Origin of the sequence: Paenibacillus sp. VMFN-D1, from assembly GCF_003386155.1 — a bacterium.
GTDB classification, from domain to species: domain Bacteria; phylum Bacillota; class Bacilli; order Paenibacillales; family Paenibacillaceae; genus Paenibacillus_AQ; species Paenibacillus_AQ favisporus.
The window spans coordinates 236741-259259 of the sequence record NZ_QRDU01000006.1 but is presented as its reverse complement, the minus strand read 5'-3'; the positions used below and the strand labels follow the sequence as shown (position 1 = coordinate 259259).

Annotated in this window: 20 protein-coding genes and 1 riboswitch; of the genes, 5 read left to right on the top strand and 15 right to left on the bottom strand. The window is 54.6% G+C overall.

Annotation, left to right across the window (positions count from 1 at the left end):
* Nucleotides 1-108 precede the first annotated feature (108 nt).
* Together C7820_RS29830 and C7820_RS29825 are read left to right on the top strand one after the other, a co-directional pair.
* Nucleotides 109-1011 carry a LysR family transcriptional regulator gene (locus C7820_RS29830; protein WP_116234136.1) on the top strand — a complete coding sequence of 301 codons (903 nt, stop codon included), beginning with the start codon at nucleotides 109-111 and terminating at the stop codon, nucleotides 1009-1011.
* A gap of 50 nt (nucleotides 1012-1061) precedes the next feature.
* Nucleotides 1062-1871: a histidinol-phosphatase gene (locus tag C7820_RS29825; RefSeq protein ID WP_116234135.1), complete on the top strand. Its 810-nt coding sequence runs from the start codon at nucleotides 1062-1064 to the stop codon at nucleotides 1869-1871.
* A 151-nt stretch (nucleotides 1872-2022) separates the two neighbouring features.
* Here C7820_RS29825 and C7820_RS29820 read toward each other — a convergent pair whose 3' ends face one another.
* The 6 genes from C7820_RS29820 to C7820_RS29795 form a co-directional block, all read right to left on the bottom strand.
* Nucleotides 2023-2652 (bottom strand): GNAT family N-acetyltransferase, encoded by a 630-nt coding sequence (locus C7820_RS29820; RefSeq protein WP_116234134.1) that lies wholly within the window; start codon nucleotides 2650-2652, stop codon nucleotides 2023-2025.
* Between the two features lie 60 nt (nucleotides 2653-2712).
* Nucleotides 2713-3627 carry a metallophosphoesterase gene (locus C7820_RS29815; RefSeq protein WP_116234133.1) on the bottom strand — a complete coding sequence of 305 codons (915 nt, stop codon included), beginning with the start codon at nucleotides 3625-3627 and terminating at the stop codon, nucleotides 2713-2715.
* Nucleotides 3628-3809: 182 nt separating this feature from the next.
* The gene (locus C7820_RS29810) at nucleotides 3810-4448 is read right to left on the bottom strand and encodes an ion channel (RefSeq protein WP_116234132.1); all 639 of its coding nucleotides are present in this window, start codon (nucleotides 4446-4448) and stop codon (nucleotides 3810-3812) included.
* Between the two features lie 168 nt (nucleotides 4449-4616).
* On the bottom strand, nucleotides 4617-5381 hold the full coding sequence (gene sdhB, locus C7820_RS29805) for a succinate dehydrogenase iron-sulfur subunit (protein WP_116234131.1): 765 nt from the start codon (nucleotides 5379-5381) through the stop codon (nucleotides 4617-4619).
* A gap of 16 nt (nucleotides 5382-5397) precedes the next feature.
* On the bottom strand, nucleotides 5398-7143 hold the full coding sequence (gene sdhA, locus C7820_RS29800) for a succinate dehydrogenase flavoprotein subunit (RefSeq protein WP_116234130.1): 1746 nt from the start codon (nucleotides 7141-7143) through the stop codon (nucleotides 5398-5400).
* A 15-nt stretch (nucleotides 7144-7158) separates the two neighbouring features.
* Nucleotides 7159-7827: a succinate dehydrogenase cytochrome b558 subunit gene (locus tag C7820_RS29795; protein WP_105446082.1), complete on the bottom strand. Its 669-nt coding sequence runs from the start codon at nucleotides 7825-7827 to the stop codon at nucleotides 7159-7161.
* 351 nt (nucleotides 7828-8178) lie between these two features.
* Here C7820_RS29795 and C7820_RS29790 point away from each other — a divergent pair, with 351 nt between their 5' ends.
* A complete protein-coding gene (locus C7820_RS29790) occupies nucleotides 8179-9081 on the top strand; it encodes a LysR family transcriptional regulator (RefSeq protein ID WP_089548454.1) in 903 nt (300 codons plus the stop codon).
* A gap of 70 nt (nucleotides 9082-9151) precedes the next feature.
* On the opposite strand, the gene C7820_RS29785 is transcribed toward C7820_RS29790, so the two are convergent.
* The 3 genes from C7820_RS29785 to C7820_RS29775 all read right to left on the bottom strand — a co-directional run bounded on the left by C7820_RS29785 (nucleotide 9152) and on the right by C7820_RS29775 (nucleotide 12533).
* Nucleotides 9152-10414, bottom strand: coding sequence for a cation:proton antiporter (locus C7820_RS29785; protein ID WP_116234129.1), 1263 nt, complete (start codon nucleotides 10412-10414; stop codon nucleotides 9152-9154).
* 19 nt (nucleotides 10415-10433) lie between these two features.
* On the bottom strand, nucleotides 10434-11105 hold the full coding sequence (locus tag C7820_RS29780; protein ID WP_116234128.1) for a potassium channel family protein: 672 nt from the start codon (nucleotides 11103-11105) through the stop codon (nucleotides 10434-10436).
* Nucleotides 11106-11192: 87 nt separating this feature from the next.
* On the bottom strand, nucleotides 11193-12533 hold the full coding sequence (locus C7820_RS29775) for a TrkH family potassium uptake protein (protein ID WP_251679019.1): 1341 nt from the start codon (nucleotides 12531-12533) through the stop codon (nucleotides 11193-11195).
* Between the two features lie 67 nt (nucleotides 12534-12600).
* Nucleotides 12601-12747: riboswitch (cyclic di-AMP (ydaO/yuaA leader) on the bottom strand.
* 258 nt (nucleotides 12748-13005) lie between these two features.
* Between C7820_RS29775 and C7820_RS29770 the strand changes: the two genes are divergently transcribed.
* The gene (locus C7820_RS29770; RefSeq protein ID WP_116234126.1) at nucleotides 13006-14700 is read left to right on the top strand and encodes a CPBP family intramembrane glutamic endopeptidase; all 1695 of its coding nucleotides are present in this window, start codon (nucleotides 13006-13008) and stop codon (nucleotides 14698-14700) included.
* On the opposite strand, the gene uvrC is transcribed toward C7820_RS29770, so the two are convergent.
* A complete protein-coding gene (uvrC, locus tag C7820_RS29765; protein WP_116234125.1) occupies nucleotides 14669-16552 on the bottom strand; it encodes an excinuclease ABC subunit UvrC in 1884 nt (627 codons plus the stop codon). The genes C7820_RS29770 and uvrC overlap by 32 nt on opposite strands.
* Nucleotides 16553-16781: 229 nt before the next feature.
* Nucleotides 16782-17099: a thioredoxin gene (gene trxA / locus C7820_RS29760; protein WP_076174051.1), complete on the bottom strand. Its 318-nt coding sequence runs from the start codon at nucleotides 17097-17099 to the stop codon at nucleotides 16782-16784.
* Between the two features lie 399 nt (nucleotides 17100-17498).
* Here trxA and C7820_RS29755 point away from each other — a divergent pair, with 399 nt between their 5' ends.
* Nucleotides 17499-17657, top strand: a complete 159-nt coding sequence (locus C7820_RS29755; protein ID WP_089548459.1) for a YqzM family protein — start codon at nucleotides 17499-17501, stop codon at nucleotides 17655-17657.
* A gap of 142 nt (nucleotides 17658-17799) precedes the next feature.
* On the opposite strand, the gene dnaI is transcribed toward C7820_RS29755, so the two are convergent.
* From dnaI to C7820_RS29735, 4 genes are all read right to left on the bottom strand, one after another.
* Nucleotides 17800-18753, bottom strand: coding sequence for a primosomal protein DnaI (gene dnaI, locus C7820_RS29750; RefSeq protein ID WP_116234124.1), 954 nt, complete (start codon nucleotides 18751-18753; stop codon nucleotides 17800-17802).
* A gap of 31 nt (nucleotides 18754-18784) precedes the next feature.
* On the bottom strand, nucleotides 18785-20305 hold the full coding sequence (locus tag C7820_RS29745) for a replication initiation and membrane attachment family protein (protein WP_116234123.1): 1521 nt from the start codon (nucleotides 20303-20305) through the stop codon (nucleotides 18785-18787).
* 36 nt (nucleotides 20306-20341) lie between these two features.
* Nucleotides 20342-22033: an alpha/beta hydrolase family protein gene (locus C7820_RS29740; protein WP_116234122.1), complete on the bottom strand. Its 1692-nt coding sequence runs from the start codon at nucleotides 22031-22033 to the stop codon at nucleotides 20342-20344.
* A gap of 95 nt (nucleotides 22034-22128) precedes the next feature.
* The gene (locus tag C7820_RS29735; RefSeq protein ID WP_076174042.1) at nucleotides 22129-22425 is read right to left on the bottom strand and encodes a YuiB family protein; all 297 of its coding nucleotides are present in this window, start codon (nucleotides 22423-22425) and stop codon (nucleotides 22129-22131) included.
* Between the last annotated feature and the right edge of the window lie 94 nt (nucleotides 22426-22519).

Sequence of the window (22519 nt, the reverse complement as noted above, 5' to 3'; positions counted from 1 at the left end):
TGCATCCGCCCGCGTTGCCCTGACTTCCGTAATCCCATATAATGAAAGGATACACTTGTTCGAACTGATCTGCTTGACGGCAGCTATCAACGCCGAAGGAGGAAATGCATGAACATTAGCCAATTGGAGACCCTGATTACCATCTCGAAAACGATGAGCTTCCGCAAAGCCGGAGAGCTGCTCAACTTAACCCAGCCGGCTGTGTCTGCCCAGATCAAAAGTCTGGAGGACGAGTTCAAGACGGTGCTTGTGGACCGGAATCAGCCCGTCACGCTGACCGACCGCGGAGAAGTGTTTCTCAGCCATGCCGAACGGATTCTAGCGATTGTGGAAGAGCTGAAGGAGCGCCTGTACGACCTGGATCAAACACCACAGGGACACATCGTGCTCGGAACGACCACTTCGATAGCCATACAAATTTTACCCAGAGTCCTTTCTTACTTCCAGAACCAGTTTCCACTCATCAAAACCTCTATCATGTCCATGGCTTCATCCCAGATTTACACCAGCGTGGAGAACGGACAGATCGATGTGGGCCTGGGTTATCTGATCGAGCGCAACCCCAATTTGATGACGTCGGTTCTGTACTATGACACGTTCGAGCTGATCGTCTCCCCGCGCCATCCGCTTGCCCGGAAGACGGGCGTCACAATCGATGTCCTCCGGGAAACACCCCTCATCCTGCTGTCTCCCGATACGGTGGGCAGACGGTTTGCCGATGATATTTTAAAAAAGCACGGAATCGAGCCCAATGTCGTCATGGAATTGTCCAGCAGTGAAGAAATCAAGCGGATGGTCGAAATCGACCTCGGCGCGGCGATCATGTCCAAACAGTCGGTCGCGAGCGAGCTCCGCCTCGGCACACTGAAGATCATACCGCTGACCGAACTGGAAGTGAGCCATCCCGTCGGCGTCATTTACAAGTCCGGCAAATACCTGAACTCGGCCATGCAGCAGTTTTTGAGCGACCTGAAAGGCATGCCGGAAACGAACTTCATCAGCTCGGAGTAAACCCGCCGCAGACCTTTGATTCCAACGATTACTGACAAGGAGGAGTACATATGAAATTCGATCTGCATACCCACCACTTCCGCTGCGGGCACGCCGACGGCAATATCCGGGATTACGTGGAAGCGGCGCTGGAGGCCGGGCTTCAAGTCATCGGCATTTCGGACCACACCCCTTATTTTGGTGAGAAAGAGGACCGGGCGTTTCCACGCATCGCCATGGGCAAATCGGAGCTTCAGCATTATGTGCGGGAAGTGCTTGATTTGAAAAAGGAATACGAGGGGCGCATCGACGTGCTGCTCGGCATCGAATCCGACTTTTTTCCGGAGCATGCCGAAACATACAGGAAGGTTCTTGCCGATGTTCCGTTTGACTACATCATCGGCTCGGTACATAGTGTGGGCGGCGTCAGCATCTTTAACAAAAACCGCTGGAAGGGGCTGTCCGAACAGGAGCGCATTCGCGTCAAGGAGGAGTATTACCGGCTGATCCAGGACTCCGCCCGAAGCGGCATGTTCCAAATCCTTGGGCATATTGACGCGATGAAAGGCAACTTCCCGGCCTTCTCCGACATTCCCGCCGATGAGATCATTGACGAAACGCTGCAGACCATTGCCGAGTGCGGAATCGCGATCGAAATCAATACATCGGGCAAAACGAAGCTAAGCGGCGGCTGGTATCCGGCGGACGCCATCCTTGAGCGGGCGCTCCACTTCGGCGTGGACGTCACTTTCGGCTCGGACGCTCATGTTCCTGGAAGGGTGGGAGACGAGCGGGACGAAGTAGCCCGGCGCCTGAAGGACATCGGATTCCGGGAATGGGTGTATTTCAAGGGCAAAGACAAAAAGGTGGTTCCCCTGTGAGGGAGCCTCTTTTTTTGGGCAAAAAAAATGAACCCGCACGATCCGGGTCCCAGAACATCATTTATATTTTCAAAAAGGGGGTCATGTGAATAAGTTTACCCGGTCTCTGTTAGAGTCCCATAACAGCAATATTTCATTTATGTTACAAATCTTACCTGATTTCATATGATTGCAGAGTCGGCGCATCCGCCTGGTTAGCCGGAAGCTGCAGCCCCTTCCGGTATTCATCATAGGTACGGTCGGTATGAGCGTACACCATCATCTCGACCGGCGCAGCGAAAAACATGCGTCTATGCTGAAAGGTACGGCTGAGCTGCATCCCGTTTTTTTGCATAACCCTGGCTGACGCCGTGTTGACCGCATGGCATCTGCCCTCGATATGCAGCAGTTTCAGCTCGGTGAAGGCATAGTTCAGCATCAAGCCGAGCGCTTCGGTGGCGATTCCCCTGCCCCAGTACGCTTGGGCGAGCATATAGCCGATCATGGCATCGCGCTTTTCCTCACGCCAATGCTGCATCGACACCACGCCGGCCAGCTCGTGCTCGCCATGAAGCCAGATGCCCATGTGCAGCGAGTCTCTGCGGCCGGTGCTCAGCAGCTCCGAGGCGATGCGCCGCGAGCGGGCAAAGCTGAAGAAGGAGCTCTGGGTCACGTATTTGATCACCTGGGGGTCTGCCAGGATATCCAGCAGCCTCGGCGCGTCCTGCGGTTCGATCGGTTTCATCATCAGGCGGCTGCCCGTAAGCAAAGGCATCGGCGTTCGTGTGTCCTCATTCAGCACGCTCTTCTCCCCTTCCTTCGCTTGATTCCCTTCGTTTAATTCGAATCGTTACCAGCTTGTCTAACGAGCGCCAGACTGCAGGGCGAAGACGGTAAGCTCCGGCTTGCATAACAAGCGGACGGGAAGGTGGGTCTCCCCGATCCCCCGGTTGACATACAGCGGCATTCTGCGTTCTCCCACTTCGTACATGCCCATGACGTACCGTTTGGATCCCGGAGGCGTCATCAGCGCACCGAGCAGAGGCAGACGCACCTGTCCGCCATGGCTGTGACCGGACAGCTGCAGATCGAAAGGAAACAGGGCGGCGTTACCGGCGTAATCCGGCTCATGCATCAAGAGTAAGGTGAACATGTCGTCCGGAATGCCGGATCTTCCCTTCTGCGGATCGGGAAATCCATGCAGCCAGTCATCCAAGCCGACCACCGCGATGGACTGTCCGCCGCGGTTCAGGAGCTGGCTGCTGTTCTGCAGGACCCGAAAGCCGGCCACCTGCAGCTTATGGCTCACATCCTTGCCGCTCCCTCCCCAAAAATCGTGGTTGCCCAGCACCGCAAATTTGCCTAAAGGGGCATCGATCGAAGCGAGCAGCGGAATATACTCGTTCATCGCCTCCGCACTCGAATCAATGATATCGCCGGTAAAGCAGATCAGCTCGGGAGCTTCCCTGCGAATGGCCGCGATCAGATGCTCGATGTGCTTCTTTCGCGTGTGAAACCCGAGGTGGGCATCGCTGAAATGGACGACTTTCAAGTTGTGAAAAGCCGCCGGCAGCCGCGGACATAACAGGCTCCGGTACACGGTATCCAGCTGCTGCGGCTCCCACAACCACGCATAGGCGCCTGTCAGCAATCCCGCTCCGGCCGCTAGGGCGACGCCGCGCTTCAAAAATTGCCTGCGGGTGAGCCGGCTGCCGGGCAGCTCCGGCTGGGCTGCATCCTGCCGATTTCCCGTTCCCGGATGCGGCGTATTTTTCATGCAGGCGGCCTCCTATATTGGAATAGAATAGGACTTTCCCCTATTATATCCTTCAGGCCGCCGCTCTTCCAGCAGTGCGGATCACTTCCCAGGAGGCGGTGCGCTCTCTCCGGACAAATGCTGTTGTTCAAAGGGATACGATGAACCGTTATGCGCGAAGTCCGGGCATAATGCGGGAAAGTTTACCCCTCCTCCTGACCTGCGCCCTCCGGGCCTTCTTTGAAAATTTTACGGAACACGCTGAGCAACGACATTGCGTAGGCAACCGTAATAAAACTGAAGGCGATCTCCATCACGACGGCACCTCTGGAGGTGTTATCGACAGGCGTGATATCCCCGTAACCGACGGTCGCAAAAGTCGCGACGCTAAAATACAGGAAGGAAATCAGCTGGCTCAGCAAATCATTGCCGATATTTTTGCCGTCGAAGCTGTTATGGCCGAAGAGCTTGTAAATTGACGTGTAGATAACGGTAAAAAAGAGGATGCACGTTAACGTGGCCATGCTGATGCGCGTAATGACGGTTTTAAGCTGCACTTCCTTTTTCAGAGCCGACTCGGCAATCCGGTTGAAAATATACAGTACGTAGAAGATAACCGAGCTCAGGCAGAAAATCAGAATCAAGGCCCGCATCCCGCCTGCTCCCGGTACGACCCGGGCAAGGTCGATCCAGCCGATCAGGTCTTCCAGGGAGACCAGAACATAAATGAGAATTGGCCCAAGCAGGATCGCCTTGCTCGTCCATTTTTTCTCCAACCCGTAAAACACCGCAATCAGGACAACCAAACCGGAAATATTGAGCACCCACATCCACCAAGACATGAGCCATCCTCCTCCATTCTCCCTGCACGTCTTCTGCCTGTAAAGTTTTAGAAGTCTTTATCGTTAGATTACCCCCGCCACAAGGGTTGGACGCATACCGAGGTATACCAAAAATCCCCTTGCCGCGAAAAGCTGTCCGCTGACAAGGGGATGATGATGAACGATGATTTATACACCCAGCCACTGTTTGAACATGTGCTTGGTGGTTTGCTTGTTCATTTCTGCGATCGACGTGGTCAATGGAATGCCTTTCGGACAGGAGCGCACGCAGTTCTGCGAGTTGCCGCAGCCTTCGATGCCGCCGTCCTGCATCAGCGCTTCCAGGCGTTCTTCCTTGTTCATTTCACCCGTTGGGTGGGAGTTGAACAGGCGAACCTGGGAAATCGCCGCCGGACCGATAAAGTCGGTCTTGTCGTTCACGTTCGGGCAGGACTCCAGGCAGACGCCGCAGGTCATGCACTTGGACAGCTCATAAGCCCACTGGCGCTTCTTCTCCGGCATCCGTGGTCCAGGACCGAGATCGTACGTGCCATCGATCGGAATCCAGGCTTTCACCCGCTTGAGCGCGGTGAACATCCGGCTGCGGTCGATGACGAGGTCGCGCACGACCGGGAACGTCTTCATCGGTTGAATCCGAATCGGCTGTTCCAGCTTATCGATCAGTGCCGCACACGCTTGGCGCGGCTTGCCGTTGATCACCATCGAGCACGCGCCGCACACCTCTTCCAGACAGTTGGATTCCCAACATACCGGGGCGATCTTTTCGCCTTTGGCGTTGACCGGGTTGCGCTGAATTTCCATCAGCGCGCTGATCACGTTCATTCCCGGGCGGTACGGAAGCTCGAACTCCTCGGTATAGGCAGCAGCGTCCGGGCCGTCCTGACGGGTTATGATAAACTTCACTTTTTTGGAAGATGCAGTTGCTTCCGCCATGTCAAATCCCCCTTCTTTACTTGTCTTTGGAGTAGTCGCGGATCCGTGGAGGGATCAGCGATACATCCACTGCTTCATAAGAAATTTGCGGGCCATCCGGTGTCCACGTCGCTTTGGTCGTCTTGAGGAACTCCTCGTCGTTGCGGTCCGGGAATTCCGGCTTGTAGTGCGCCCCGCGGCTCTCGTTGCGGAGCAGTGCTCCCAGCGTCATCGCTTCGGCCAGCTCCAGCATGTTCCACAGCTGGCGGGTAAACGAAGCGCCCGGATTGTTCCAGCGCGACGTGTCGTTGACGTTGATGTTTTTGTAGCGCTGCTTCAGTTCCTTGATTTTGGCGATCGTTTCTTCCAGCTTTTTATTGTAACGGACCACGGTCATATTGGCGGTCATGATATCGCCGAGCTCTTTATGCAGCCCGTACGCATTTTCCGTGCCGTTCATTTTCAGGATGCCTTCGTATTTGTCCGTCTGCTGCTTCTTATAGCGTTCGTATACGCTTGAAGGTACATCAGCTGAGGATTTTTTCATTCCCTTAATGTATTCCACAGCTTTCGGTCCGGCCACCATGCCGCCGAAGATCGCCGATACGAGCGAGTTGGCTCCAAGACGGTTGGCCCCATGGTATTGGTAATCGCATTCGCCGGCTGCGAACAGGCCTGGAATGTTGGTCATTTGGTTGTAATCGACCCACATGCCGCCCATGGAATAGTGAACCGCCGGGAAGATCTTCATCGGAAGCTTGCGCGGATCGTCGCCGACGAATTTTTCATAGATTTCGATAATGCCGCCAAGCTTGACGTCCAGCTCTTTCGGATCTTTATGGGACAGGTCGAGGTACACCATGTTCTCCCCGTTGACGCCAAGGCCCTGATTGACGCACACGTCGAAAATTTCGCGGGTCGCAATGTCACGCGGCACCAGGTTGCCGTAGGCCGGATATTTCTCTTCAAGGAAGTACCAAGGCTTGCCGTCTTTGTACGTCCAGATCCGTCCGCCTTCACCGCGGGCCGATTCGGACATCAGGCGCAGCTTGTCGTCGCCCGGAATCGCTGTCGGGTGAATCTGGATGAATTCACCGTTGGCGTAATGAACGCCCTGCTGGTACACGGCGCTGGCCGCGGTGCCGGTATTGATGACCGAGTTGGTCGTTTTGCCGAAAATGATCCCCGGTCCGCCGCTGGCGAGAATAACCGCGTCAGCCTGGAATGTATGAATCTCCATCGTGCGCAAATCCTGGGCACAGATGCCGCGGCAGATGCCTTCGTCGTCGATGACCGCCTGCAGGAATTCCCAGTGCTCATGCTTCGTGACGAGGCCTTCCGTTTCGTGGCGGCGCACCTGCTCGTCGAGCGCGTACAGCAGCTGCTGTCCGGTCGTTGCGCCGGCAAACGCCGTACGGTGATGCTTCGTTCCCCCGAAACGGCGGAAATCAAGCAGTCCTTCCGGCGTACGGTTGAACATAACCCCCATCCGGTCCATCAAGTGGATGATGCCAGGCGCCGCCTCGCACATCGCTTTGACCGGCGGCTGGTTGGCCAGGAAGTCCCCGCCGTACACGGTATCGTCGAAGTGAACCCATGGCGAGTCGCCCTCGCCCTTCGTATTGACGGCACCGTTGATGCCGCCCTGCGCGCACACGGAGTGCGATCTTTTGACCGGAACCAAAGAAAACAAGTGAACATGGACGCCTGCTTCCGCTGCCTTGATGGTGGCCATCAGACCTGCCAGACCGCCGCCCACGATAATAATATTAGATGTTGCCATGCCTGCTCACTCTCCTTAACTTAAAACTGACTTCACGGTATCAATCCATACCGAAGCTTCCTGGAATTCCGCTCTGCGGAAGGCGACCAGGGACAAAATAAACAGCAGTGCTACCAAGACGAACAGCGTCATGCACACATACGAGGATACCCGCTGTGCGCGCGGCCCGACCGTGATTCCCCATGCGACCAGGAACGACCAGAGTCCGTTCGCAAAGTGGAAGGACGCGGATACGACGCCGATCAGATAGAGGATGAAAAATACCGGCTGTGTCACGATATCATGCATAAGGGAGCCTAGCCCTTCGTGGGTCACGTTGCCGAGAGTGATCTGGAACCGGGTTTCGAATACGTGCCAGATGATGTATACGAACGTAATGACACCGGTAATCCGCTGCAGCAAATAACGCCAGTTGCGCTCATAATTGAAGTGTCCGTTATTCGGTTTCGCCTGATACGCGATATACAGCCCATACACGCCGTGGTAGATCAGCGGGAGATAAATCAGCACCCACTCCAGCACGAAAATGAGCGGAAGGTCGTTCAGCAATTTGACGCCAGCGTTAAACCGCTCAGGACCTCCTTCAAATGCGCCAAAATTCGTCAGGGCATGCTCGATGAAAAACAAGGCGAGCGGAATGACCCCAAGAAGCGAATGAAGCTTTCTGGCATAGTAACCTTTCATAAATTGACGTGCCCCTTTCTTCATAGTACAACGTTTTCATAATTCATTATTCGACATCATTCTGCCACCCTTTTTCTAACCTGTGAACAACTTGTGGCACTTTTCATGTTACTCTTTTTTTTCTTATAATGGAATTGCAATATAATTATTAAACGTTATAATGTAAATGCATAAGACCTGCGTTTAGCGGAAGTTTTTATTGCGATATAAGGAAGCTCTGTCTCCGTAGCCTATTCGTTCTTATATCTAAAGCCAATCAATTGTCGATGTAACTTCACAGAAGACAGACCGCACCTATAACCATCTTACCCCAAGCAGCCCCAGTCCAAAAGTTTCATGGAGATGAATGACATGTTTGAAGATCTGGATGTATTCGCCACGGTGGTGGAGCAGTCGAGCCTGAACAAGGCCTCGAAGCTGCTGAATTTGTCCCAGCCCGCCCTCTCGCGTAAAATTACCAAGCTGGAGGACGAGCTCGGCGTGCAGCTGTTCAACCGCCGCGGCAAGCGCCTTGAACTGACGGCCTTCGGCCAGTCGGCCTATACCTTTGCCCTGGAGCAGCGGCAGCAGCAGCAGAAGTTCATGCAGATGATCGCCAAGTACAAAGGGGACGATCAAATTTCGGTGACGCTCGGAGCCAGCCTGACCACGCTTCAGACGACGCTGCCGCCTTTGGTGAACGCGTTTATGGAGAAGCACCCTTCCGCTGAGCTGAAGCTGGTCACCGGGAAAACGCACGAAATCGTGTCGGCCGTCCGCGACAAGAAGCTGGACGCAGGCATCGTCGCCTCTTCCATCGAAGAGCCCGGCCTGCGCTGCACGCCGCTGTTCGACGACCACCTGGAGCTGGTGCTTCCCCGCAATCACAGGCTGTGCGGCCAGGATAACGTGAGCATGGATATGCTTCACGGCCTGCCGATGATTATTTTCTCAACCGGAACGTGGTACCGGAAATTGACAGACGAATTGTTCCACCGGGCCGGCGTCGTTCCGGACATCCGGATGGAAATGGATTCATTTGAAGCGATCGTCCGGCTTCTGCCCGCCTGCAGGGCGGCGGCACTGCTGCCCAAGTCGTATTTGCGCAGTCAGCTGCTGGACGACAACGACCTGGCGATTCTTCATATTCCCGATCTGCAGGAAACGCGGCGCACCACCTCGCTTGTCTACTCCGAAAACGGGGGACTGAGCGCCGGGGCGCGCCGCTGGATCGAAGAAACGAAAAAGATTTTCGGCCGCACCCGGGATGAGTAACGGGCGCCGCATATCAAGAGCCGTCAAGACGGGATTCCCCCGCTCCTGACGGCTCGGATCATGTTACAGGCTATTTCTTCCCCATGGGCCTGGAAGCCGCCGGCTCCGCCTTGACCTCAAGGCCCAGCTTGCGGGCGACAAGTCCCGTGGTGCTGGCCTGCAGCAGAATCGTCAGCATGATCGCCATGAACGTCACGGCCGAGATAACATCGGCGTGGGCTACGCCCATGCCGGCGATCATGCCCGAAAGGGCGGCGGGAATGACCCCGGTCTCCCGGACCCACATCATGAACAGCAGCTCACGCCAGGACCATTTGACCTTGCGGTCGGGCAGTGCGCAGAGCAGAATCGTGATGGGCCGGGCGATGACCATCAGCACCAGGACCGCCGCCAGGCTTGGCCAGAAGTAATCGCCAAGCACCCGGAAGTTGACCTGGCTGCCGAGCAGGATGAAAATCAGCATCCGCATCATGACGCTCGTATTGTCCGCAAACGATGCGGTCTCCTCCAGCTTATCGTCCATTGACAGCCCGAACGTATCCGCGTTCCCCCAGATCAGCCCGGCCACGAAGGTCGCCATAAATCCGCTGACATGAATCAGGTCTCCTATTAAATAAGAAGAAAGTGCGACGACGATCATCGTGATCGTCGTGTAGTCTTTCAGAACGCCAAGCCGGAAATGGGCAACGAGATACGTAAGAATCATAGATACGACAGCGCCGACGAGAACGCCGCCGACGGCGGTTTTTACGAAATCCCAGGTCATCGTCCCGATATGTAAGGAACCGCTGCCCGTCACCGCGGCCAGCAGCGCAAAGGTCAGAATCGAGCCGGTCGCGTCGTTGAAGGCAGACTCGCTCTCCACCGTCTCCCGGACCCTTTCCTTGATCTTTACCTGCTTGAACACAGGAATGATCGAAGCGGGGTCGGTCGAGGCAATGACGGCGGCGGCCAGGAAGGCAAAAAGCCAGTCCAGCCCGAACAGGTAATGCACGGCCGTTCCGACGATCAAGGTCGTGACGATGACGCCGGGAACGCTCAGCATGGAGAGTGTGATCCATACCTTCCGCAGCCCGCTCAGCTTCAGGTTCCGGCCGCCGTCAAACAGAATGAGCGCCGAGCCGACGGAGAGGATCAGCTGGTTGATCAGCGAGCTGCTTGCCTCGTTGATCAGATGCAGCCCCTGCCCAAGCAGCATGCCTGCCACGATAAACACAGCAACGTCGGGAAGCCTGAGCCAGGAGGCCAGTCTTCCGGACAGCATGCCGACGGCAATGATAAACAGCAGCAGTATTAAAATGTGATGAATGATTTCGGTCGTCGGGGATTCCATGTCTGTCTCACTTCCAGATTTACGATTTGACGTTCACCGCTTCGCTCTCGAAGCGGTCGATATTGCTGTTAGAGCCGATAATGACCATGATATCCCCCGCATGCAGCTGGTCCATCGCCGTCGGCGCAACGATGATTCCCTCAGGACGATGAAGTGCGACGATGCTGCAACCGTACCGGGCTCTCGTATTGACTTCGCTGAGCGTCTTTCCGTTCAGGCATTGCGGTACGGTCATCTCCACGATGCTGTATTCTTTGGACAGCTCAATGTAATCCAGCAAATTCGGCGTCACGAGCTGATGCGCCACCCGGATGCCCATATCCCGCTCCGGGAAGATCACCCGGTCCACGCCCAGTTTGGACAAGGCTTTGCCGTGCAGCATGGAGATGGCCTTCGCCACCACGGTCTGAACGCCGAGCTCCTTCAGCAGGATTGCGGCAAGGATGCTCATCTGGATATCGTCCCCGATCGCCACGATCCCGCAGTCAAAGTTACGGATTCCCAGCGATTTAAGAACCTCCTCATCGGTTGCATCCGCCACTACGGCGTGAGTCAAATGCTCGCTCATATCATTGACCACTTCTTCATTAATATCCACCCCAAGCACCTCGTAACCCAAATCCATAAGCTCCATGGCCAGGCTTGAGCCGAACCGCCCCAAACCGATGACGACAAACTGCTGTGTTTTCATTTCTCTCCAGATGCTCCTTATCCCTTAATGTTGATTTTATATATGATGACTTTGAAAAATTGAAACGTTGATTCATCCAAGCCACGGTTACCCGATAATGATTTTGCCTTCGGGATGGCGGTACAGCTCCTTGCCCTTCTTCGGACCGAGCGCATAGGCAAAGGTCAGGGGTCCAAGGCGCCCGGCAAACATCGTCACACAGATCAGGATTTTCCCGATCAAGGACAAATGCGGCGTCAGCCCGAGCGATAATCCTACGGTGCCGAAAGCCGAAGTTGTCTCGTACAGGATCATCAAGAAGCTGCTGTCTTCTGTCGTAGACAGAACCATGGATACGCCGACCACCAGGAACAAGGCCAGGAAGGTAATGGTCAGCGCTTTGAAAATCCGCTCCTGGGCCAAACGGTAACGGTACAAAACGATATCGTCGCGGCCGCGGATCATCGCAATCACCGCACCGACGAGAATGGTGAACGTCGTAGTCTTGATTCCGCCCCCCGTGGAGCCCGGCGAAGCGCCGATAAACATCAGGATGATCGTAAAAAATTGCGACGCCTGGCGCATACTTGCCAGGTCCAGCGTATTCGCCCCGGCCGTCCGCGGCGTAACCGACTGGAACAGCGAGGCGAGAATTTTGCCACCCCAGTTCAGGGAACCGAGCGTCTTGGGATTCGTGAATTCAAAGATAAAGATGACGACTGCTCCGATCACGATCAGGGCGCCGGTCATGGACAATACCACTTTCGTATGAAGTGACAGCTTCCGGTTTACCCGGTAATCTACCAGGTCGGACATGACGATAAAACCGATACCGCCGGATACGATCAGAAACATCACGACAAAATTGACGAGCGGGTCGTATACAAATCCCGTCAGGCTGTTAAAATGGCCGAACAGGTCGAATCCCGCATTATTGAACATGGACACACCATGAAATATTCCAAAATAGATTGCTTTTCCAAGAGGCATATCGAACGACCACCGGATGGCGAGCAGCAGCGCTCCGCAGCCTTCGATCGCCAACGAAAAAAATATGACTTTCCGGATCAGACGGACGATGCCTTCCATCGTATTTTGATTCATCGCTTCCTGCAGCAGGAGCCGGTCCCGAAGTGAAATCCGGCGCTTGAAAGCCAGAGCGACCAGGGTGGCCATCGTCATAAAGCCGAGTCCCCCGACTTGAATCAGCAGCATGATGACCACCTGGCCGAACGTGCTGAAGTATAGCCCCGTATCTTTGACAACCAAACCGGTCACGCATGTCGCCGAGGTTGCCGTAAACAAGGCATCAATAAAACTCAGCGGCTTTCCCGTCGTGTTCGAAATCGGCAAGGTGAGCAGTATGGCTCCGATCAAAATAATGGCCGCAAAACCCAGAGTTAATATTTGCGGAGGGGCCAGCCGGAACCACTTCCATTTACCAATCAATACATTCACCTCTTTAAAAAAGTCAAAAGAAAAAAAGCATCGGAAATCCAATGCCTTTCGGTTTGGCTCCTGCATGCACGACGCCTACGAGGTTAGCTGACGGATTCGGGCATGCACAGGTTGCCCTATTCGCGGACGACAAAACCGCCCAACGAAATTCACCCCAAAAAAATGGTTCCCCCGTTTTCAATGAGAAATTCGGCGTTCTTATTCATTTGCATCAAAATTATAATCTTTATTGTGGGACATCACAAAGGCCTTTTTCTGATGAATTGGTTGGAAAACAGCCTGATTCGCAATGCAAGTGGACACGGCCTGCGGTTATCTTCTCTTTTCGATGGCTTTCCTTGATTTTCATCGTTTTTTCACCACTATTTTCAGGGTATACTGGTTTTGGGCGAATCTTCTATGTTATGTTTACCGTACTGTAATGGGGGGAATGGTATCTTTATCACATTCAAGGGGGGATTTCATGGACCGGTTAAACCAGCCGCTGGAAATCAGGGCCAATTATAAATGGCTGGGCATTTTGGGAGTCATCGGCCTTATTTTATTCTTTTTCGTACAAGTGTTTCCGCAGACGAGCTCGGAGACGCTGGAGGGGCAAACGACCAAGGTCATCAGTAAATCGGAGGCGGAAGCAGCCGCCAAAGCGTTTGCCTCAGACCGGTTGAATATTCAAACAGGCATTGCAGATAAGCCGCTTGTCACATACCAGTCGGAATCGGACCTTTACGGTTATTTATCCAGAGAGAAGCTTCTTACGGAATATAACAAGAAATACGAACCGAAGTATCCTTATGACGTGTTCCGGGTCCGGCTTCCCGAGTCGAGCGATCAGGGATATGTCAATGTAGACGTACATATGAACACGGGCAAGGTGGTCGGGTTCTCCATCACGCCTCCGTATTCCAAGTATGCGGCCGCGATGGCTGAAACGAACGAAACGATGCGCAAGCAGAAACTGAGAATTGTCGAAGGAAACATGACGCTGGAGGATAAAGAGGAAATCGCCTCGTCCTGGCTGCAGAAGCTGGGCTACAACACAAGCTCCTTGAAAGTATCGAGCGGCAAGGATGAGCCCGGATTGATCTATACCGACTCCTCCTCGCACATCGGGGAATCGCAGCTGGAATTCAAGTTTGCCTTTGAGGATGGGGAGCTTCACTCCTTCCTCCCTGGATTTTCGGTCCCATCCGCTCATACGGCTTATGTAGAGAAGCAGACCAATAGCGCCACAATGCTGACCATGCTGGGATATGGACTGTTTACGATCGTCCTCGGCATTCTCGCCATCATTTACAGTGCGCTGACGCGGCGGTACACATCCTTTGCCCGCGGGCTGTTTTTATCCTTGTTTTATTTTGTTGTCTCATTGCTGACGACTTATAACATGCTGCCGGTGCTGGAAGCGGAAGGCTTCTCCCAGTTCGGGCTGATCGTGGCCATGGTCATTCAGGTGATCCTGAGCATAGCGATGACGGTGCTCCTGTATTTCTCCCTGGTCGGCGGGGACGGACTATGGCGCAAAGCCGGTTACAACGCCTGGGCCCGCGCCAAAGAGCCAGGATACGGGCGTTACGTGCTCCACAGCATGTTCACCGGGTATTTGTGGGCATTTATCCTGATGGGGGCGCAGTCGGTGATCTATCTCGTCCTGGACCGGACGATCCACAGCTGGTCCACGACGGACGCCTCGCAGTCCCCGTATAACATGCTGTACCCGTGGATGCTGCCGATCATGGCCTGGATGGCCGGCATCTCCGAGGAAGCCGTGTACCGCCTGTTCGGCATACCGATGCTGAAGAAAATCGTAAGGAACACATTTGTCGCCTGCGTCATACCGACGCTGATTTGGGCCTTCGGCCATACGCTGTACCCGATCTACCCGATATACACCCGGCCGATTGAGCTCCTGTTCATCGGTCTCCTGTTCAGCTTGATCTTCCTGCGTCACGGCTACATCGCGGTCATGTTCGCCCACGTCGTGTTCGACAGCATCCTGATGAGCTTCAGCTTGTTCAGCATGGGGGATCTGACGAACATTTTGGCGGGCGTGGTCACCTGCGTCATGCCGTTTATCGTCGCCTGGGTCATTTACCTGTTTTACGGCAAAAAGAAGGAGAAGCCGTATGCTACGACTCCTCCTCCTGAAGGGCTGCTATAATTTGTCCGGCGAGCTTGTCGCCGATCGAGAGAGGCCGGAAGTCTTCAATCCGGGCCTCTTTTATTTTTTTGAGCGAGCCAAAATGCTTCAGCAGCAGCTTGCGCCGCTTCTCGCCGATGCCCGGGATGGCGTCGAGCTTGGATGCCACCATCGACTTGCCGCGCTGCTCGCGGTGGAAGGTGATGGCGAACCGGTGCACCTCATCTTGGATGCGCTGGAGCAGGTAGAACTCCTGGCTGTCGCGCGGCAGCGAAATCGGCTCGGGCGGATCGCCCACCATCAGCTGCGCGGTCCGGTGCTTGACATCCTTGACCAGACCGCATACCGGGATGAACAGGCCCAGCTCGTTCTGCAGCACGTCGATCGCGGCGGAAATTTGGCCTTTGCCGCCGTCCACGACAATCAGGTCGGGCAGCTCCAAATTTTCCTTTAGCACGCGCTCGTAGCGTCTGCGGACGACCTCCCGCATCGTATCGTAATCGTCCGGTCCCTGAACCGAACGGATTTTGTACTTCCGGTATTCCTTTTTGTCGGGCTTGCCGTCGATAAACACGACCATCGCCGATACCGGATTCGTTCCCTGGATGTTGGAGTTGTCGAACGCCTCGATCCGGTGCAGCGACTCAATGCCGATATACTGGCCGAGGTTCGCGGCGGCCTTCGACGTCCGCTCCTCATCCCGTTCGATCAGGCGGAACTTCTCGTCCAGTGAGACCTTGGCATTCTCCTCCGCCATGGCCACAAGCTGGCGCTTCGTTCCCCGCTGGGGTACCAGCACCTTGATGCCGAGCCATTCCTGCAGGGATGCAGCGCCGCCGCCGGCATCGATCGATTCCGCGGCATCCTCTGGCCGGCTGTTGTCTTCCGCCTCTTCCCCTTTTGGCATGTCAGGCAGCAAAATTTCTTTCGGCAGCGCCGGATTGTCGCTGTAATACTGCGTCACGAAGGACATGAAATCGCTGTACGCCTCTCCATAGAACGGAAAAACAGACGCGTGGCGCTGAATCATTTTCCCCTGGCGCATATACAGAATCTGCACGCACATCCAGCCTTTATCCACGGCAAAGCCCAATACGTCGCGGTCTTTCGTGTCCGTCGTCGTAATCTTTTGCTTCTCCATGATCGCTTCAATATTGAGGATCTGGTCGCGCAGCTCCTTCGCCCGTTCAAAATACAGCTCCTCCGCCGCCTCCTGCATCTTGCGCTGGAGCTCCTTCTTAATCTCCTCGTGCCCGCCGCTCAGAAATGAATTAATTTCCTGGGTAATACGGTCATACTCCTCCTGAGGGACTTCCTTCTCGCACGGTGCCAGGCATTGGCCCATGTGGTAGTACAGGCATACCTCCTTCGGCATGACCCCGCATTTGCGCAGCGGGTACATCCGATCCAGCAGCTTTTTCGTCTGCTGCGCGGCGTAAGCATTCGGATAAGGGCCGAAATACTTGGCCTTGTCCTTGAGCACGCGGCGGGTCACCTCAAGGCGGGGATGCGGCTCATTAGTAATTTTAATATAAGGAAACGTCTTATCGTCCTTCAGCAGGACGTTATATCGCGGCTGATGCGTTTTGATCAGATTACATTCAAGAATGAGTGCTTCAATGTTGCTTCCGGTCACGATATATTCAAAATCCCGGATATCCGCCACCAGACGCTGCGTCTTGCCGTCATGGCTGCCGGTAAAATAGGAGCGGACCCGGTTCTTCAGCACCTTGGCTTTACCTACATAAATAATCTTGCCATCGGCATTCTTCATTAAATAACAACCGGGCAGATCGGGCAGCAAAGCCAGCTTGTTGCGGATCTTCTCCAGTGCTTTTTCCTGTTCCTGTAATTGCTTTGCAAAATCGTCCATGCCGTTTCGGCTCACCTCCCGGTACTTATATTATAGGAGAAAACGGCTGAATACAGCAATATGACCCGGCAAAAGTCGGGCCGCACCGGTGCCTGTCTTGGGTGCTTTGCGGTGACTTAGCACTGTGATCCTGTTTTCAATAGTCCCCGCGGGGGAAATTCCCGCCCCGATCACGAAATAAAGCGCCCCCGGAATCATCCGGAGGCGCCTGTCATCGGCCATGCACCAATTATTGGTGTTTAGCGATGATGTTTTTCAGGTTTTCTTTGGAGTTCAGGCCGACCACTTTATCAACCGGTTGACCGTCCTTGAAGAAAATCAAAGTCGGGATGCTCATCACGCCGAAACGGGACGCCGTTTCCGGATTGTCATCCACGTTCAGTTTGGCAATTTTCACGGAGTCTCCGAGCTCGTTAGCCAGGTCTTCCAGAATCGGAGCGATCATTTTGCAAGGACCGCACCATGGTGCCCAAAAATCTACCAGAACCGTACCTTGACCTTCGATTTCAGCGTTAAAGGATTGGTCGGATACATTCACAATTGCCATAATAGGTTTCCTCCTTATAAGAAAAAAATTCGGTGTATTCTGCTTCACAGAAGACAGACCATGTTTAGCGGCTGTACGCAGGGGACGAAAAAACGGCCATGCCGCTTGGTATCCCCCGTAATCGCAAGAGCGCAAATGGACGTCTAAACTGATATGTCTTTGTGGACAGTTTAAGTATAACACATTCCGTCAAGAAATGTGAAACCCTTAATTACAGATTAAACGAAATTCGGGCCCCTTAACCGTTCAGCCACCCTTCCCTGCCCCTATAAGTATTCACCATATATTCTTTACAAATTCTTTGAAGTTTGGGTATACTAATGTTAACTCGGGTTTCTCTGTTCATGAGAAGGCTCATTGACATCAGGCTGAAACCATGATGAGGAGGCATTTGTTCAAATGGATGCAAACGTGCACGCTAACGATCCGCGGAAACACGTGAACGAAGAGCCGCGCAATGATTTAATGGATCTGATGAATGGCTTTGGCGGAATGGCGCTGTTTATGACCGTTCTGTTTGCAGTCATGGTGATCATTAAATTTGTTATTTCCGGCTAATTAGCCCCATAGGGCTTACAAGAAAACCTGGCTTTGCCTGTCTTTTGGACAGGTTGGCCAGGTTTTTTTGGCTTATAAACAGTGAATTTGGTAATGATGCAAAATGCCGCTTGGCCCGGGTCCTTGTTGAAACGGCCCTTTATCACTGTCTGCGGCGCTGATTCTCCCCGTGCAAATGCACGACATCGACGAACGGCGCGATACGGTCCATCAGCCGCTGCCCCTTATGCCCTTCTTCGCCGTCTTTGTTCGTGAAGCTCAGATGCCTTTCCAGGCCGTCCAGAGCATAATTTGACGTATAGAAGGTCGGCTTGCGGTTCATCCGGTAATTCAGGATGGAGCCTAGCACGTGGTCGCGTACCCAGGGACTCAAATTTTCGGCGCCGATATCGTCAAAAATGAGCAGATCGCACGCCTTCATCAGCTCCACGGTCTCCTTCAGCTTCACGTTATCGCTAAGCATCCCCTTCAGATCCTCCACAAAATCAGGCATGTACACGATAACCCCGGTATGACCGGTAATCGCCAGCTCATGAAGGAGATAGCTCATCAGGAACGTTTTGCCGGTCCCGAACGATCCGTACAGATACAGTCCCTTGTTCGGCAGACCGTTCTCGCGTACGTCTCGGATATACCGGAATACCTGATTCACCGCCGGAGCCCGGTTCCGGTCCTTGCCCATAATTTCGACCTCGTTATATCCTTCGCTCAATGCACGCTCGTCCACGTAAAAGCTGCGGATCCGCTTCTTGATCTGGTCCTCTTGCTGCTTGGCCGTCTGCAGGGTGCAGGGAACCTTGCGTTCCACCAGTTCCGTAATCCCGTTGACGACCTCCACTTCCAGCTTGCTGTAATGTCCCTGAAAATCGTTCGGGCACCGCTCAAGCCCCGGGCAGCGGTCACAGTGCCGCCGGTCGGTTGCAAACTGGTACAGCCGGGTCACGTTCATCCGCAGCAGCGATTCTTCCAGCTCCGGATGCTCCTGCCGCAGCTCCCGTACCGCCGGATCCCTTAGCAGTTCGTCCGCGATCTCCTGCGACCGCTGTATAAAAGATGGCCCTCTCATCTGCTTCAGCAGCTGCCCCAAAGAATCCATGCCGGTTGTCCTCCCCTCTCTTCAGGCGGTTCTATATGCCGCCCTTTTTCTTGCTTGCCTGCATTTCAGCTGCCATACGCAGCATTTCCTCAAACTCTTCCTCGCTGACATCGCCGACCTGCCCATCTTCCTGGGCCAGCGGGATATCCGGCTTCATCTTCACCGTTTTGCCGCCGTATGTACGGGTTCTTACGCCGCCGGCTGCTGCGGCCTGCTTTCCTTTAACCTTGGACTGGTCGCGGATGTACTCCACCGCTTTCTCATAGGAGTTGACCTGCTTCAGCAGCATGTTGGAGGCGATGGCCTCGACAAAATTGCGGTTGATCCGCTGGTCGTTCCCGCCTTCGGTCAAAAGAGACATCAGGTAGTGGATCAGCACATTGATGACTTCACCCGGCAGCTTGTAGCTGAGGTCGATCTTCTCGAATATATCGATAAAATTGTCCGGCACCGAGCCCGGAAAATAAGTTCTGAGCAGCTTCGTATACGGCTCATTCCGAAGCATCATATTATACTGGTGAATGTCGCATTTGGATTGGAACTGAACCGGAACGTCGACGTAATATTCCATCTGCACGGCATGCTCCAGCGGAGCCTGCTCTTCTTCCGTTTCTGCCTGCCGGAAGGAAATGACCTTCCCCGCGTACACGTCCCGCTGTTCCTGGCGTCGCTTGTCCTGACGGAACTGCAGGCTGGCCTTATGCTGGAACTCGTCGAGCAGAATGTCGCCGTCGGGCCCAAAGATGCCGTCCTCATCGAGCAGGCGGCAAATGTCCTGGACGCTGAGATCGTATTTGCGTCCGACAAAATTGATGACGCCCATCTGCTCATGGTTGAAGCGCAGCCCCTCCACATGCCGGCGGTTGGCGGAATCCCGCGGGAAGCGCAGGATGATATCGGAATAGTTCAGCGCCCCTTCCTCATCGAGAACCCGAAGTCCAGGCTGTCTTGACGTGGATACCTCGGACAACGCCTGTTCCAGCTCGTAATCGATCACATGGGTGTTCAGTTCAAAAATATCGTAAAAGGCCAATGAAATATTTTCTTTATGGACGGACGATGATCCGGCATACTCTTCCGGTTCCTTCGACCACAGCTCCTCGCGCAGCGACAGGACGGCAAATTTGCCGATCTTATCGCGCAGCAGCAGCGTCAAATGCTGTGTATTAAAGAACTCCGACGGCGAGAGTGGTGCCTGGAGCTCGTATTCGTACATGTAATCTTCCTGCTCGGGCACGTAAATCCGGCAGGATTGCAGCAGCCCCACCGCTTCCAGACGGGAAGCCTGCTCAATCAGATATTTGCGTCCCTTCTCGCTCGGCTCAAGCCCAAGCGACAGGAAAATGCGCCGCTGCTGTTCAACCCGGGAGTAGCCCAGCTTCTCTGCCGGGATATGCTGAAACAGCAGGTGGTATAAGCTGATGGCAAATGCCCCGACCATGGGCTGGTATACGGAGCTGAGCATTCGGTTGTCGAGGCTGCTTAAACCAAAATCACGGAACACGCAGTACCGGTGGTTTTCGGTAAAATGCAGCAGGCTCTTCATATGCATAATCTATGCTCCCTCCCATCGATTCGTAGACTTTCTCTATTCTATCACAAAAGGGTCCGCTTCTTCTCCGTTTTTCGACAAGTCTTTCATCCCCAAATGAATCCAGTTTGCGACATCGGTGATGACCTCCTCAGGCACATTGCCGGGCAGCTTGTACTCCTCGCCGGTCGAGTTCTTACTATAATATATATACATATGATTAAGTCCCGGATATGACTTAAAGGCTACGTCTTTTCGTTGGCTCAGCGCACTTCTCCACACCTTGAGGCTCGGCGGAGGGACCTGCACGTCATTCTCCCCCTGGAGGATGTACATCGGGACGTTCTGATTTCTGGCGAGCAGCGGCCCGCTGTAGTTTCTGAAATCGAACCACCAATACGCGTTCGGCAGCGGAAAATGTTCCGGCAGGTGCTCCTTCGAATAAACGGGGTCCTTCAGCAGCGTAACGGCTTTTTCCCATGTGTCCACCTGCTTTTGCAGACGGGCCAGCTTCTCATCCGAAGCTCCCTCTTCTTCCGCCCGCCCTAATATTGACCGGTACTGCATCAGCATCAGGTCTTCCATCGGTCCGGATGGGGCGGACATCACGACCGCGCCGGCGATATGCTTGCCCGCATCCGAAGCGATGATGCGCGGGACAAGCATCCCGCCTTGGCTGTGGCCGAGCACATAAATCTGCTGCGGATCGATCCTTGGATCGGCGGCCAGCAGGGCAGCGGCGCTGACGGCATCGTCAACCGTCTCCTCCTGGACGGTAAAGGACGGGGTGGCGGAACGAAGCGGGTATTCCCGCGTCCGCTTTTCGTAGCGGAGCACCGCAATCCCTTCGCCGGCCAGCCCCACCGCCAGGTCCCTGAACAGCTTGCCTCCGCCGGAAGACTCGTCCCGGTCATTGGGGCCGGAGCCGTGGACGAGCACAAGCGCGGGAACCTTCTCCTGAACGTTCCGGGGGAGCGTCAGCGTGCCTGGAAGGAGCAGAGGGCTCTGGCCGACCTGCACTTCTTCCTCCGTGTACTTTTCCGGGTTGTCATAGGCGGGCGCCCGATAGCTGCTGGTCACATTTTCGATCCAGGCGATATCGTTCAGCAGCCCCTCCGGGCTGAACCGGAGCTCCATGCCGAACGTCTCTCCTTTTGGCGTCTGATAGACCAGGCGGGCGTTGCTGCGTACGGAATCCGTATAGGCTTCGGCATGCAGCAGGCTCCAGTCGAGGCCGTACAGCTTTTCCAGCCGTTCTTCGTACTTGGGAAGCGACGAAGTCGGATACGCCGCCGATAAGGACGCATCCATCATCCGTCCCGCATCTTCCCATTTCCCATGGCGCAGCAGGGTCATCCAGTAGATCGCCCGCCCCTTCCAGTCATCCGGATCGAGGGACCAGCGATGGTCCGCCCAAGTTCCCCGGATGCCCAAAGCCCCGGTAAACGATTGGAGCGGCACGAGCAGCGCTCCGCTGCCGTCCGTCACCGCGGTACGCGCAAGTTCATACGGCGCTTGGTCCAATAAGGACTGCTTGCTGCCGGGCGTGATTTTCCAGCGGGTTTTGCCGAGCGAGACCTGAACCCGCTTGTCCGCCCCGTCCCACAGCACCTTGGCGCCCAGCGCCTCAGCTGCAACCCGGAGCGGGATCATCGTCTGCTCTCCCGCGGACGCCGCCATCGCGTTTGGTAACGAAGCTCCCCCCATCAGCCCGGCGGCAAGCACCAGGCCCAATGCTTTTCTCCACATCCATCCGTCCCCCCATCATTCAACCCTTCAGCGCCGGGATAGCGCAAAACAGCCCCCCGGGTGGAGAGCTGTTTCGAAATCGGCCGGTTGCCGGCCTAGAACATTTTAAATCCGCTTCTGCGAAGCTTCTGGATGGACCAGCCGCTGATGACCGCGCCTGCCAGTCCGGCTACCCCCGTTAAATAGTCGACTACGCGAAAAGACTCCAGGTGACTGAGCAGCGACATTTGGCTGCGGTCCCATAAAGAGTATACGACCACCGGTAAAATAACGATGACAAACAAATAGCAAGGGAACCAGGTCGTTTTCATTAACATATTCAAAATAAAGCCGATGCCGAACATCATGACAAAAAATAACACCATCAGCACGAGAACGGGTATAAATTGCATCTCAGCCAAGTCACCTCTTCTTTTGTTTCGCCCCGCTAAAACGGATACAAACAGGCCGTTCACAGTCTTGCCACGTTTTGTGGACTAGTAGTTA

Excerpts from the sequence above, each read along its gene's own strand:
- C7820_RS29810 (WP_116234132.1), bottom strand. The coding sequence starts at position 4,448 with ATGTCTTGGTGGATGTGGGTGCTCAATATTTCCGGTTTGGTTGTCCTG.
- uvrC (WP_116234125.1), bottom strand. The coding sequence starts at position 16,552 with ATGGACGATTTTGCAAAGCAATTACAGGAACAGGAAAAAGCACTGGAG.
- C7820_RS29780 (WP_116234128.1), bottom strand. The coding sequence starts at position 11,105 with ATGAAAACACAGCAGTTTGTCGTCATCGGTTTGGGGCGGTTCGGCTCA.
- C7820_RS29815 (WP_116234133.1), bottom strand. The coding sequence starts at position 3,627 with ATGAAAAATACGCCGCATCCGGGAACGGGAAATCGGCAGGATGCAGCC.
- sdhB (WP_116234131.1), bottom strand. The coding sequence starts at position 5,381 with ATGGCGGAAGCAACTGCATCTTCCAAAAAAGTGAAGTTTATCATAACC.
- C7820_RS29830 (WP_116234136.1), top strand. The coding sequence starts at position 109 with ATGAACATTAGCCAATTGGAGACCCTGATTACCATCTCGAAAACGATG.
- C7820_RS29795 (WP_105446082.1), bottom strand. The coding sequence starts at position 7,827 with ATGAAAGGTTACTATGCCAGAAAGCTTCATTCGCTTCTTGGGGTCATT.
- sdhA (WP_116234130.1), bottom strand. The coding sequence starts at position 7,143 with ATGGCAACATCTAATATTATTATCGTGGGCGGCGGTCTGGCAGGTCTG.
- C7820_RS29735 (WP_076174042.1), bottom strand. The coding sequence starts at position 22,425 with ATGCAATTTATACCCGTTCTCGTGCTGATGGTGTTATTTTTTGTCATG.
- C7820_RS29825 (WP_116234135.1), top strand. The coding sequence starts at position 1,062 with ATGAAATTCGATCTGCATACCCACCACTTCCGCTGCGGGCACGCCGAC.
- C7820_RS29740 (WP_116234122.1), bottom strand. The coding sequence starts at position 22,033 with ATGTGGAGAAAAGCATTGGGCCTGGTGCTTGCCGCCGGGCTGATGGGG.
- C7820_RS29755 (WP_089548459.1), top strand. The coding sequence starts at position 17,499 with ATGGATGCAAACGTGCACGCTAACGATCCGCGGAAACACGTGAACGAA.
- trxA (WP_076174051.1), bottom strand. The coding sequence starts at position 17,099 with ATGGCAATTGTGAATGTATCCGACCAATCCTTTAACGCTGAAATCGAA.
- C7820_RS29745 (WP_116234123.1), bottom strand. The coding sequence starts at position 20,305 with ATGCATATGAAGAGCCTGCTGCATTTTACCGAAAACCACCGGTACTGC.
- C7820_RS29785 (WP_116234129.1), bottom strand. The coding sequence starts at position 10,414 with ATGGAATCCCCGACGACCGAAATCATTCATCACATTTTAATACTGCTG.
- dnaI (WP_116234124.1), bottom strand. The coding sequence starts at position 18,753 with ATGGATTCTTTGGGGCAGCTGCTGAAGCAGATGAGAGGGCCATCTTTT.
- C7820_RS29770 (WP_116234126.1), top strand. The coding sequence starts at position 13,006 with ATGGACCGGTTAAACCAGCCGCTGGAAATCAGGGCCAATTATAAATGG.
- C7820_RS29790 (WP_089548454.1), top strand. The coding sequence starts at position 8,179 with ATGTTTGAAGATCTGGATGTATTCGCCACGGTGGTGGAGCAGTCGAGC.